General features: G+C 46.5%; 12 protein-coding genes. 11 read left to right on the top strand and 1 reads right to left on the bottom strand.

Features of this window, described 5'->3' with window-relative positions; all coding sequences use genetic code 11:
• Nucleotides 1-9 precede the first annotated feature (9 nt).
• The 5 genes from AR1Y2_RS09040 (at nt 10) to AR1Y2_RS09020 (ending at nt 4,800) form a co-directional block, all read left to right on the top strand.
• On the top strand, nt 10-1,278 hold the full coding sequence (locus tag AR1Y2_RS09040; RefSeq protein WP_137328667.1) for a PTS transporter subunit IIC: 1,269 nt from the start codon (nt 10-12) through the stop codon (nt 1,276-1,278).
• Nucleotides 1,279-1,367: 89 nt separating this feature from the next.
• Entirely contained in the window at nt 1,368-1,631 is a 264-nt protein-coding gene (locus AR1Y2_RS09035) for an HPr family phosphocarrier protein (protein ID WP_137328666.1), read from the top strand.
• A gap of 154 nt (nt 1,632-1,785) precedes the next feature.
• The gene (locus AR1Y2_RS09030; protein WP_137328665.1) at nt 1,786-3,030 is read left to right on the top strand and encodes a RuBisCO large subunit C-terminal-like domain-containing protein; all 1,245 of its coding nucleotides are present in this window, start codon (nt 1,786-1,788) and stop codon (nt 3,028-3,030) included.
• Nucleotides 3,027-3,827 carry an MBL fold metallo-hydrolase gene (locus AR1Y2_RS09025; protein ID WP_137328664.1) on the top strand — a complete coding sequence of 267 codons (801 nt, stop codon included), beginning with the start codon at nt 3,027-3,029 and terminating at the stop codon, nt 3,825-3,827. The genes AR1Y2_RS09030 and AR1Y2_RS09025 overlap by 4 nt, the downstream gene beginning before the upstream one ends.
• Nucleotides 3,811-4,800, top strand: coding sequence for a lipoate--protein ligase (locus AR1Y2_RS09020; protein ID WP_137328663.1), 990 nt, complete (start codon nt 3,811-3,813; stop codon nt 4,798-4,800). Before AR1Y2_RS09025 ends, AR1Y2_RS09020 begins: the two co-directional genes overlap by 17 nt.
• A gap of 120 nt (nt 4,801-4,920) precedes the next feature.
• Here the strand turns inward: AR1Y2_RS09020 and AR1Y2_RS09015 are convergent, their stop codons facing one another.
• Nucleotides 4,921-5,358 carry a hypothetical protein gene (locus AR1Y2_RS09015; protein WP_137328662.1) on the bottom strand — a complete coding sequence of 146 codons (438 nt, stop codon included), beginning with the start codon at nt 5,356-5,358 and terminating at the stop codon, nt 4,921-4,923.
• A gap of 204 nt (nt 5,359-5,562) precedes the next feature.
• Here AR1Y2_RS09015 and AR1Y2_RS09010 point away from each other — a divergent pair, with 204 nt between their 5' ends.
• The 6 genes from AR1Y2_RS09010 to AR1Y2_RS08985 all read left to right on the top strand — a co-directional run bounded on the left by AR1Y2_RS09010 (nt 5,563) and on the right by AR1Y2_RS08985 (nt 12,300).
• Nucleotides 5,563-6,468, top strand: coding sequence for a metal ABC transporter substrate-binding protein (locus tag AR1Y2_RS09010; RefSeq protein WP_137330233.1), 906 nt, complete (start codon nt 5,563-5,565; stop codon nt 6,466-6,468).
• Nucleotides 6,465-7,178 (top strand): metal ABC transporter ATP-binding protein, encoded by a 714-nt coding sequence (locus AR1Y2_RS09005; protein WP_137328661.1) that lies wholly within the window; start codon nt 6,465-6,467, stop codon nt 7,176-7,178. Before AR1Y2_RS09010 ends, AR1Y2_RS09005 begins: the two co-directional genes overlap by 4 nt.
• The gene (locus tag AR1Y2_RS09000) at nt 7,165-7,986 is read left to right on the top strand and encodes a metal ABC transporter permease (protein WP_137328660.1); all 822 of its coding nucleotides are present in this window, start codon (nt 7,165-7,167) and stop codon (nt 7,984-7,986) included. Before AR1Y2_RS09005 ends, AR1Y2_RS09000 begins: the two co-directional genes overlap by 14 nt.
• Nucleotides 7,987-8,042: 56 nt before the next feature.
• A complete protein-coding gene (locus AR1Y2_RS08995; RefSeq protein ID WP_137328659.1) occupies nt 8,043-8,438 on the top strand; it encodes a hypothetical protein in 396 nt (131 codons plus the stop codon).
• A 98-nt stretch (nt 8,439-8,536) separates the two neighbouring features.
• Nucleotides 8,537-11,638, top strand: coding sequence for a UvrD-helicase domain-containing protein (locus AR1Y2_RS08990; RefSeq protein ID WP_137330232.1), 3,102 nt, complete (start codon nt 8,537-8,539; stop codon nt 11,636-11,638).
• A 197-nt stretch (nt 11,639-11,835) separates the two neighbouring features.
• Complete coding sequence (locus tag AR1Y2_RS08985) at nt 11,836-12,300, top strand: ribosome maturation factor RimP (protein WP_137328658.1); 465 nt, start codon at nt 11,836-11,838, stop codon at nt 12,298-12,300.
• Nucleotides 12,301-12,308 lie beyond the last annotated feature (8 nt).

Raw genomic sequence — 12,308 nt, 5'->3', positions numbered from 1 at the left:
GAGATTTATATGGAAGCTTTTTTTAATGGATTGTCCTCCGCTTTGTCCAGCTTGGGATCCAACGGTATTCTGCCGATCGGGCTGTTTGTCCTTGCCCTGGTTTTTCGGATGAAAATCGGGGAAGCCCTCCGCGCAGCACTTACAGGCGCCGTGGGTATGGTCGGAATGAACTTGACAACCGACATGCTGGTGGCACAAATGACACCGGCGACCCAGTCTATGGTGGAACGTCTTGGCTGGAAACTGGATATCGTAGACACCGGATGGTCGCTGATTTCCTACGCATGGGGGTCTCCTGTTTCAGGAATTCTCATCCTTCTGGGAATCGGGCTTAACTTATTACTTCTGGTAACAAACTTCACAAAAACACTTATGATCGACTTTTGGAATTACTGGAGTTTCCTTGCATGCGGCGCTTTAATTTACGGTGCCACGGAAAGTGTTCTGTGGTCCGTAGCAGCCACAGGAATCTATATGATCATCACCTGGAAATGGTCTGACCATGTTGCCCCTATTTACCAGGAGGCAAGCGGTATGGATGCCGTTACCTGGCCTACAGGCGCGATCATCGCACCGGCTATGATCGGTTTTCCTGTGATCAAGTTATGCCAGAAGATCCCTGTAATCAAGGATATCAAAGCTGATCCGGAACACCTCCAGAACAAACTAGGTGTGTTCGGCGAAACCATGGTGGTCGGCTTTTTCATCGGTATTATCATCGGTATCTTAGCAGCTTTTGATGTGATCAAATGCTTCCTTTTGGGTGTCAACATGGGCGCAGTCATGGTACTGCTCCCGAGAATGATCGCCATTATGATGGAAGGTCTCCTTCCCATCGCCAATGCGGCGCAGGAATTCTGTGAAAAGCATCTGCACGGCAAAAAAATCTGGATCGGTATTGACGCTTCAACCCTAATGGGGAATCCGTGTAACATGACAAGTATCATGATCATGACACCGGTTGTAACCGTCATGTCCATCATCCCTGGAAACCGTATGCTTGCTGTAGCCAGCCTTGTGGCGGTTCCATGGTTCATTATTCCACTGGCTTATTATGCAAAAGATAACATCCTGCATACTTGTATCGCGGCATTTGTGGTATTCAGTGTGTACTTCCTGTGCGCCACAGCTTTGGCCGGAGCCCACACGAACATTGCCCATATCTGCGGTTCACTGGCCAACGGAAACACACTGACAAGCTGTCTGTCTGAAGGCGGTAATCCAATCACCTGGATCATTTACAAGCTGTTACATATATTCGGACAGACTGTCGTATAACACGAAACATGTTCTTCCTCTGATCAGATGGAGACGGTGAAGACAAATTTACTGTCTCCATCTGACAATTTTAAGATAGGAGTTTTATCATGGTGAAGAGAAAAGTCGTTGTAACAAACGCATCGGGGCTTCATGCGAGACCGGCATCCACATTCGTAAAAGAAGCTAAAAAATATAAGTGCAGTCTGACGATCAAAACAAAGGGCAAGGAAAAAGACGGAAAGTCGATCATGGGCATATTAAGCTGTGCGATCTGCCAGAACACAGAGATCGAACTAGTCTGTGATGGCGAAGATGAAGAGGCGGCAGCGGATGCGCTGGCAGAACTCATAGAATCCGGGTTCGGCGAATAAAAGAGCAGGGCAGAAGGAAGGTGATCGTATGTACTATCTGATATTCCTGGTCATTGGCGGGGCAGTCTGGACGCTGGTTCTGAGAAACCGCCGGGAGAAAAGAAATCGTATGTACCGCAAATTTTAACAAACAGAAAGAATGGAGGAGTTTTACATGAAATTTGAAACAATGAGATTACCGGAAAGTGTCGATGAAGACTTTTTGATCGCAACTTACTATATGAACTCAGAAAAGGAGCCGGATATCTATGACTGGGTCAAACTTGTGGCGGCTGACCAGAGTGCAGGCACATGGACCCATGTAGAAGGAGAGACCCCGGAGGTCATCGAAAAGTACGGTGGAAAGGTCATAGGCATCTACCCCATGGCGGAAGAACATGCGTGTATCGCACGCATCGCTTTTCCTACTGCAAACTTTCCGGCTTATCTTCCGATGATCATGAGTACGGTAGCGGGAAATGTACTGGGACAGGACGGGATCCGTCTCGCAGACATCGAGTTCCCGGAAAAAGTCTTAAGAGAGATTCCCGGACCTTTGATGGGAGTAGAAGGAATCCGTCAATTGATCGGAGTGCCTGAACGTCCTTTGGTAGGCGCTATCTTAAAGCCGTGCATCGGAGTGCCGCCAGAGATCAGCGCGAACGGAGCGCGGCAGGCTGCTGTCGGCGGGGCAGATGTGATCAAAGATGATGAGCTTCTTTCGTATCCGGAATATTCTCCAATGGAAAAACGCGTTGCAGCTGTCATGGAACAGCTCAAAGATGTTGGAAAAGATAAGAGCTGCCTTTATGCCGTCAACATCACCGGAGAAAATTTATTTGACCGGGCAAGGCGGGCGATCGATGCCGGAGCCAATGCCCTGATGGTTAATTATCAGGCGATGGGCTGGGGCGCAGTGGAAGATTTTATCCGTGCGATGAAGCGGGAAAATCTGATCTATCCAATCTTTGGCCACTGCGCAGGAATGGGAGCTTATTACCGTTCCAAGACCAACGGCATTTCAACAGCACTTTCCATGGGTAAGCTTGCCAGACTTGTTGGTATGGATATGCCTTTGGTATATCCGGACAGCGGAAGGTTCGGCCTTTCTACCAATGAATTTGTAGAAACTCATGCACAGTGCATTGCACCAATGAAGAATATCAAGAGAGCATTTATGACGGTGGCAGGAGGCGTACAGCCGGGCGCCATAGAATACTTGATGGATCTGCTTGGCAATGACTGTATCCTCATGGCTGGCGGCGGTATTTACGGACATCCTATGGGAGCAGAAGCAGGGGCGAAAGCGATCCTGTCTGCCATCAATGCCAAGATGGAAGGAAAAACGATCTTGCAGGCGGCCGAGGAATGTGAAGAGCTAAAAGCAGCCATCGATGTCTGGGGAACAAAAGGCCATTGAAAACCTGCCAGATCCATTTGATCGGAAATGCGGGTGTTCTGGTCTGTGTTGGTAAAACCTCTGTGCTGATTGACGGTCTGTACAGTCCCAGGGGAGAGGGGTTTCATACCAGCCCGATCCCCAAAGGTGTGTTTGCAGATCTCTGCCGTCCAGAGGGCCGGCTGCCCAGTCCGGATTATCTGATCTTTTCCCATCATCATTTCGACCATCTTTCAGAGAATCTGCTGGGTTCCTATCTGGATGCCAGGCAGCCCGGATGTGTGTTTCTGCCCGGCGGAGAGGATTCCGGGGATGGGCACCTGGTCCGCAGCCTGGGACAGAGAGGCATCAGCCATGAGGTTGTCACAGGAGAGAGAAGAACTTATCAGCCGGAAAAGGATCTTGAGGTTTCTTTTTACAGAACCAGGCATTTAGGCCGTCAGTTCGGCAGGGTTCTCCACTACTGCATTCTGATCACACTTTGTTCCTGCCGTCTGCTGTTTACTGCAGATGTGGATTTTTTTACGGAATCACTTCATCAGTTTCAAGGACTTCCCCTGCATGCTGTGTTTGTAAATCCTTTGTTTTACCATAATAAAACAGGTCAGCAGATCCTACATGATACTCTGAAGGCAAGAAATACTTTTATTTATCATGTACCTTTTCAAGAAGATGACATCTATCATATGCAGCATATGGTAAAGACGGATATCCGCAGATATCAAAATACATCGCCTGCCATACTGCTTGGCAGGCCGAAACAAAACCACGGTCTCGCCATCCAGGAAGGAGAACAAAACTATGATGTATTATATTGAAAGTAAAAGCAGCGATCCCTGCTTTAACTTGGCACTGGAGCAGTATGTATTTGATTCTCTAAGCCGCTCCCACAGTTATTTTATGTTGTGGCAGAACGACAATGCCATCATTGTGGGAAAACACCAGAACACCGTTGCCGAGATCAATGAGGGTTATGTGAGGGAACACGAGATCCGAGTGGTGCGGCGTCTTTCTGGGGGAGGTGCGGTTTACCACGATATGGGGAATATTAATTTTACCTTCATCGTGGATAAAGAAAGCGGTCTGTTTGACTTTTCAAAGTTTTGTATGCCTTTGGTCCGCGCCCTGAAAAGCATCGGGGTGGAGGCAGAAGTCAACGGCCGCAATGATATGACCATTGACGGCAGGAAATTCTCAGGGAATTCCCAATATTCCAAAGAGGGGCGGACCATGCATCACGGGACTGTCATGTACGATAGTGATTTAAATACGTTGGAAAAGGCATTGAATGTCTCCAGCGATAAAATAAAATCAAAAGGATGCAGGTCCGTAAGGAGCAGAGTGACAAACGTACGCCCCTATGTCAAAAATGATATGGAAACAGAACAGTTTTTTAAGATTCTTAGGGATTATATGTTCAGGGAAAACCAACTGGTTCTCTATGAACTGACACAGAAGGATCTTGAGGCTGTGGAACGCCTCAAGAAGGAACGTTACGGCACATGGCATTGGAATTATGGATTTTCCCCTAAATATGCAGTGGAAAAAAAGCGCCGCATAGAAGGCTGCGGCAGTATAGAGGTTCATATGAATGTAGAACACGGGGTCATCACCGATATGGTTTTTTTCGGCGATTATTTCTCTGACACTGACAGTTCCTCTCTGTCAGAGCTGTTAAAAGGCTGCCGGCTCTGCCGGCCGGATCTCTCCGAGAGATTAAAAACTGTTCAGGCGGGCCGTTATTTTCATAATCTGACCAATGAACAACTGCTGGATATACTGCTGCAATGAAAAGCACGTAAGGATTTTACGTTCGTCATAGCTTTTTGAAACAGGAATTTAGTTGAACTATAACGGTAAGAAAAACAAGCCCTTGAAAGTCAGTTTACTGTACTTTCAAGGGCTTGTTTTTTAGTTGTGGAAATGTCCAGCTTTGTTCCGCTTTATAAAATAAGATACAGCTACAAGCATACCGAGCACAGAGCTGATCAAGAAAAATCCATTGCTGGATATAGATTCTGTGATCAGAAAAAAGCTGTCCTTACTAAAAAATATCAAGTATGCCTGATTTGCAAAGACTCCCAGACTGCCAATCCCCACAGCTGCTGCCAACGCGGTCCAAACTGGATCCTTCAGGTTAAAAGCATTTTTAAAGATCATCTCTAGAATGACCACAGTAAAAGCCACAATGATAATAAACGTATTATCCCATATCCCATCGATGAGGATATAACTCCTTGTCCTCAAATATGTATCTGCTATAAGCAGTAGAGACATCAAAAGAATGCCATGTAATAATGCGTTTCCTCGATCCCTGAGCTGTTTCTTCACGATTGCTTCTTGACTCATAAAAAAGTACCCCTTTCTCTTTTAAGATTCCAGTATAAGATATTTCGACAAAAAACACAAATCTATCTATTATAATTGAGATAAAAACCCCACATTTGCATTGAGAAGTTTTTCCTGCTATCATATTCAATTAGATATCGTAAAGAAAGGAAGTTTTTAGTGAAACGATGGATCGCTATATTGCTCTGCTTCACTGTTTCCCTGATGGTACTGTCAGGATGCAGGCCTGAAAAGGAATCAAAAAGCAGCAGTTCTAAAAAATTAAATGTCGTAACCACGATTTTTCCATACTATGACTTTATAAGACAGATTGGGAAAGATAAGGTCCATGTGAAGATGATCGTCTCTGCAGGCAAGGACAGCCATACCTTTGAGCCGACCCCCTCTGACCTGATCACTATACAGAAAGCGGATGTCTTTTTATACAACGGCGGCGCCATGGAATACTGGGTTCAAAAGGTACTCAAATCCCATAAAAACAGCCGTCAGATCACCTATGCCTTTATGAATTCCGTCCATCCGGTGGAAGAAGAAGTGACAGAGGGCATGAGTCTTCCAAAAGAAGAGGAGGGGGAGACAGAATATGACGAACATATTTGGACTTCCCCTGTCAATGCCCAGATCATCGTCAAAAAAATCTGTGCTGTTTTATCAGAAAAGGATCCGGACAATGCCGGCTTTTATGAGAAAAACACAAAGGCTTACTTAAAAAAGCTGAAAGCACTGGATCAAGATTTCCGTGATACAGTAAAGCACGGAAAACGAAACGTCATGGTTTTTGGTGATAAATTTCCAATGCGTTATTTTACAGATGAATACGGGCTCTCCTACAGAGCGGCATTTCCAGGGTGTAGTGAAGAATCTGAACCCAGTTCCAGGACACTGTCCTATTTGATCAAAATGGTTAAAAAAGAGAAGATTCCTGTGGTTTATCACATGGATTTTGGCAGCAGTAAGATTGCAGACGTAATCTGTGAGGCGTCAGGCGCAAAAGTTTTGACATTCTATTCCTGCCACACCGTGACGAAACAGCAGTTTGACCAGGGCATCACTTATCTGGACCTGATGAAAAAAAACGTAAAGAATCTGGAGAAAGGACTGAGAAAATGAGTTCAATCATAACATGCAGCCATGTGGATCTTGGTTATGACGGACATGTCATCGTCAAGGACCTGAATATGGACATAGAGCGCGGATCTTATATCTCCGTGATCGGACAGAACGGTTCCGGAAAAAGCACTTTTATCAAAACTTTACTCGGCCTGGTGCGCCCGGTTTCCGGAAAAATCCACAAAAACCTACCGGCAAACGGCATCGGGTATCTTCCTCAGCAGACGGAAATGCAGAGAAATTTTCCTGCCACTGCCATGGAAGTCGTCTTATCGGGTTTTCTGAGCCAAAAAAAGTACAGGCCTTTTTATACGAAGAAGGAGAGATTCACAGCTTTGGGACAGTTGAAAAAGCTGGGAATCCTGGATCTTTCAAAAACCTGTTACCGGGAGCTCTCCGGGGGCCAGCAGCAGAGGGTTCTTCTGGCCAGGGCATTGTGTGCTTCCGGCCATCTGCTAGTTTTAGATGAGCCGGTTACCGGGTTGGATCCGGCAGCCGCAAAAGAGCTCTACCGTTTATTAAAGAAATTAAACGAAGAAGATGGGATGGCAGTTTTAATGGTTTCCCACGATCTATCCAACGCATTAAAGGATGCGGATCATATTCTTCATATCGGACATGAAGACTATTTCTTCGGAACAAAAGAGAGTTACCGGGAATCCGAATATTATCAGAAGATCAGTGGAGGTGCTGTCCATGGAATTAATTAAGGAAATGCTCTCCTATCCGTTTATTATAAGGGCTTTTATCGTAGGTATTTTGATTTCACTGTGTGCTGCGCTCCTGGGGGTCAGCCTTGTGCTGAAGAAATTTTCTATGATCGGAGACGGGCTGTCCCATGTATCCTTCGGGGCTCTCTCCATCGCTGTGGCTCTGGGTATCGCTCCGCTGAAGCTATCTATACCGGTCGTTGTCATTGCGGCCTTTTTTCTGTTAAAGATCACGGAAAACGACCGGATCAGCAGTGACGCGGCTATCGCCGTCATGTCCGCGTCAGCGCTGGCAGCCGGAGTACTGGTGACCTCCTTTACTTCCGGTATGAATATGGATGTATATAGCTATATGTTCGGCAGTATTCTGGCTATGAGCAGGGAGGATGTCAGGTTCAGTGTCATCCTTTCCGCAGCGGTCCTGATCCTGTTTTTCTTCTGCTACCATAAGATCTTTGCGGTGACCTTTGATGAAAGCTTTGCAAGGGCATCGGGAGTGGATGTGTCCTTTTATAATTCCCTGCTGGCCATCCTGACCGCTGTGACCATTGTCATCGGTATGAGGATGATGGGGGCAATGCTGATCTCAAGTCTGGTCATTTTTCCGGCGCTGACAGCAATGCAGCTTTTTAAGAGCTTTCGGGGAGTAGTCATCTGCTCAGGATGTTTGTCTGTTGTCTGCTTCTGTGTGGGTCTGTCCGCATCCTATTTATGTTCGGCGCCGGCAGGGGCCAGTATCGTTATTGCCAACTTATGCGGATTTCTTGTTTTCCGTTTTCTGAGAATGGTTTTCGGTAGGAATGTTTGATTTCCAAAACATTCTGTGATAAAATAATTCCATTATCGACAAGTTAGGAGAAATATATGAACAATAAGAGAAATATGATGTTAACAATTATGAGTGTTATCCTGCTGATTGCCGGGATACTAAACATTGTTTCTAATGTCACATTGCTGACAAGTGGTAAGTTGATGCAGATGGCCATGGAGCAGGTGAAGCTGAGCGGCGTAATCTTGAGTGTATATCTTGTCATCTGTATCATCTTTGGGGCACTTGAAATAGTGTGCTGTATTTACGGCTTAAAAGCAGCAAAACATTTTGAATTTGGGGAAACCTGTTTTAATCTTGCGATTGGGTTGTTAGCTGCCGCTATCATCATATTTATTTTTAACTTATTTGCAAACGGTTTTACTGTTTCCAGTCTGGGTGGATTTGTATTCCCGTTGCTGTATCTTTTTTCAATTAAATTCTGCAAATAATTTTATAGGTATTCATATAAAACAGATGATCTTTTTTGATTGTCTGTTTTGTTCATTACAGCTGAATTGTTTTTCGATTACACAAGAAGGAGATCATGATGTACATTGCAGATTTACATATCCACTCCAGATATTCTAGAGCCACCAGCAAAGATTGCGACCCGGAACATCTGGAGCTCTGGGCCAGAAGAAAAGGCATCGATATTGTGGGCACCGGTGATTTTACCCATCCGGCCTGGAGGGAAGAATTAGCCGAGAAACTGGAGCCTGCGGAGGAAGGTCTCTATGTCCTGAAGGAAGAATTCAGGATACGGGACGGAATCGCTTCGGATGGAAAAAGGCCGCGTTTTGTAATCACAGGAGAGATTAGTTCCATCTATAAAAAGAATGAGAAGACGAGAAAGATCCATAACCTAATCCTGCTGCCGGGACTGGATGCCGCATCCAAGGTTTCCGCCAAGCTTGAGACCATCGGCAATATCCACTCTGACGGCAGGCCGATCTTAGGGCTGGACAGCAGAGACCTGCTGGAAATCCTGCTGGATATATCCCCCGATTCTGTGCTGGTGCCCGCCCACATATGGACACCCCACTTTTCCCTCTTCGGCGCTTTTTCAGGCTTTGACACTATAGAGGAATGCTTTGAAGATCTGACTGGGCATATCCATGCACTGGAAACCGGTTTATCCTCTGATCCTCCTATGAACTGGAGACTGTCGGCGCTGGATTCTTTCCAGCTGATCTCTAACTCCGATGCCCACTCTCCCGGTAAGCTCGGCAGGGAGGCCAATCTGATGGACATTGACCTTTCCTATCCTTCTCTGACAGAAGCGATCCAGACGGGAAAAGGCCTTTACGGAACCATTGAGTTCTTCCCGGAGGAAGGCAAATATCATTTTGACGGCCATAGGAAATGCAATCTGGTTTTGACTCCTTCTGAGACAGAAGAATACGGCGGTATCTGTCCAGTCTGCGGAAAGAAAATAACCATCGGGGTTCAGCACCGGGTGGAACAGCTGGCCGACCGGGGTGAAGGATACATGAGAGCGGATGCAAAACCCTTTGAGAGCCTGGTCCCTCTCCCTGAGGTCATCGGTGCATCCACAGGCATGTCCGCCGCAGGAAAAAAGGTCAATGCCCAGTTTGAGAAGATGCTTGCGGAACTAGGGCCGGAATTTCATATTTTGCGGGAAGTGCCTTTGGAAGACATCCGCCACAGCGCCGGCGCCTGTGTGGAAGAAGGTATCCGTCGCTTAAGGAAAAAGGAAGTCCGCCGGGAACCTGGATTTGACGGTGAATACGGAAAGATCCATCTCATAGAAAAGGATGAGATCGACGCCATCAACGGGCAGATGACCTTCTTTGACGCTCTGGGAATCGCAGCCACGGCAGAACCGAAAAAGCAGAAAAAGAAGCCCGTAAAAAAAGAGAAAAAGAAACCGGCCGAAAAGCCATCAGCATTGTCAAAAAAGGACTCCGGCGTCAATGAAGAACAGCAGGAGGCTGTTGTCACCGAACACCGAGCAGTGGCTGTGATCGCAGGCCCCGGGACTGGCAAGACAAAAACACTCATAGACAAGATCGCTTATCTTGTGAAGGAACGCGGAGTATCCCCGGCTCAGATCACAGCTGTTACATTTACGAACCAGGCAGCGTCGGAGATGAGGGAACGTCTGGACAATAGACTTGGGAAAGAAGTACATACGCAGGATATGACCATAGGGACCTTCCACTCTATTTGTCTCCATCTGCTCAGGCAGAGGGGAGAAGAGATCGTATTGGCCGACTCCGCGGAGCTTTTGGAGGCGGCAGAGGAGACATTGACCCGTCTTAAGTCAGATAAAAAGCCAAAGAACTTCTTAAAACAGATCTCCAGCTATAAAAACAACATAAAAGGACAGGATTCTGCCACAACAGAAGAGGCAGACTGCTATCAGGAAGTCATGGATGAACTGGGGCTTACGGATTTTGACGACCTGCTCCTTAAGGTGCTGTCACAGAGTGATGCGGCACCGGAACAGACCAGTCAATTTTCTTATCTCCTTGTAGATGAAATGCAGGATATGAATGATATCCAGTTCCGTCTGGTCCTCTCTTGGTCCCGCCGTGGAAAAGAGCTGTTTGTCATCGGAGATCCAGACCAGTCTATCTATGGTTTCCGTGGATCGGACGCCCGGTGCTTTGACAGGCTTAAGGAAGAAATGCCGGATCTTAAAACCATTTATTTAAAGAAGAATTACCGCTCCACGCCGGAGATCATCGGGTCCGCCCTCTCCGTCATCAGTGAAAATCCCGGGGAGGAACGCCGTCTTCTGGCAGTCAGGAACAGCAAAAGCCCAGTGCGTGTGGTCACTGTCCAGAACGACTGGTCCGAGGCCATCTTTATCGCCAAAGAGATCAACCGCCTCACCGGAGGGATGGATATGATGGATGCCCAGAACTATGCGGCCAAGTCAGAACGGCCCAGGGGATTTGGAGAAATCGCTGTTTTGTACCGCACCCACCATCAGGCCAGGGCTATCGAAAAATGTCTAAGACAGGAGAGCATTCCATGTGTCATCACCGGACAGGACAGCTTTCTTGAGGAAGAGCAGGTAAAGGGAACAACCTCCTTTTTCCGGTATCTTTTGAATGAAAAAGATTCAAAGGCGCTCTCCATTGCCCTGAAAGCTTTTCCTGACTGCGGGGAGCTGGCAGAAGAATTCAAACTGCTGATGAAAACGGAACGGCCGGACAGGATCTTGAACCTGTGGATGGAAAAAAACAGCCTCACAGAGGACGAGTTCCTGTTGAGCCTTAGTAAAATGACCCTGTTCCACGATGATATGGCTGCCTTTCTGTCCAACCTTTTACTCGGAACAGAAGGAGATCTAAAACGGAGCGGCGAGAGAGAATATACTTCGGATGCGGTCACCTTAATGACGCTTCACGGCTCCAAGGGCCTGGAATTCCCGGTGGTCTTTATAGCCGGTGTGAAGCAGGGCAGCATCCCTTTGGAATCTCCTGTGCACCCGGCGGATAAAGAGGAGGAACGCCGTTTGTTCTTTGTGGGCATGACCAGGGCAAAGGAGGACCTGATCCTTATGACACGGAAAGAAAGCTCTGAATTTCTTTCGGCCCTTCCCAAAAAATATAGAAACGATGAGTCCGCAGGGAAAAAGCAGCCAGAGGCAGAGCAGCTCTCACTGTTTGATATTTAAACATCAGGCTTTACGAAAAACTCTTTTATAAAAAAAGCAGAAGATGAAGAGAAAACGGTCTCAAATAAGATTTTCCATGCAAACCCTTGTATTCTGAAAACCGAAGTGCTATAATAACTAATAACATATAGGATGAACTTAAGGAGTGGACGAAAGTCCACTCTTATTGTTTGCGCGGAAAAGGAGGCAGGATCAACTTGGCAGGAAGAGTAGAAATAGAACAGAAAACAGAAGCACTGGTTGCGCCGATCATTGATGAAAACCACTTCGAACTTGTGGATGTGGAATACGTAAAAGAGGGTGCCAACTGGTATCTGCGTGTTTACGCAGACAAAGAAGGTGGAATCAGTATCGATGACTGTGTGCTGATCAGCCGGGCACTGGAAGCCAAATTGGATGCTGATGATTTTATCGAAGACGCATACATTTTGGAAGTCAGTTCACCGGGACTTGGAAGAACGTTAAAAAAAGAAAAACACTTCCAGCGAAGCATAGGACAGTCGGTGGATATCAAACTATATAAAGCCATTGATAAGCAAAAGGAATTCACCGGCATTTTAAAAGAGTATTCAAAGGAAAAGATCATACTTTCCATCGATGGCGCTGATCAGGAATTTGAAACAAAAAGTGTGGCATCAGCCCGTTTATCATTAGATTTTTAAGGAGGACA

The sequence above is a fragment of the Anaerostipes rhamnosivorans genome, from assembly GCF_005280655.1.
Classification (GTDB): domain Bacteria; phylum Bacillota; class Clostridia; order Lachnospirales; family Lachnospiraceae; genus Anaerostipes; species Anaerostipes rhamnosivorans.
Note: the sequence above shows the minus strand (reverse complement) of the source record. Positions and strands in the feature narration are given on the sequence as shown.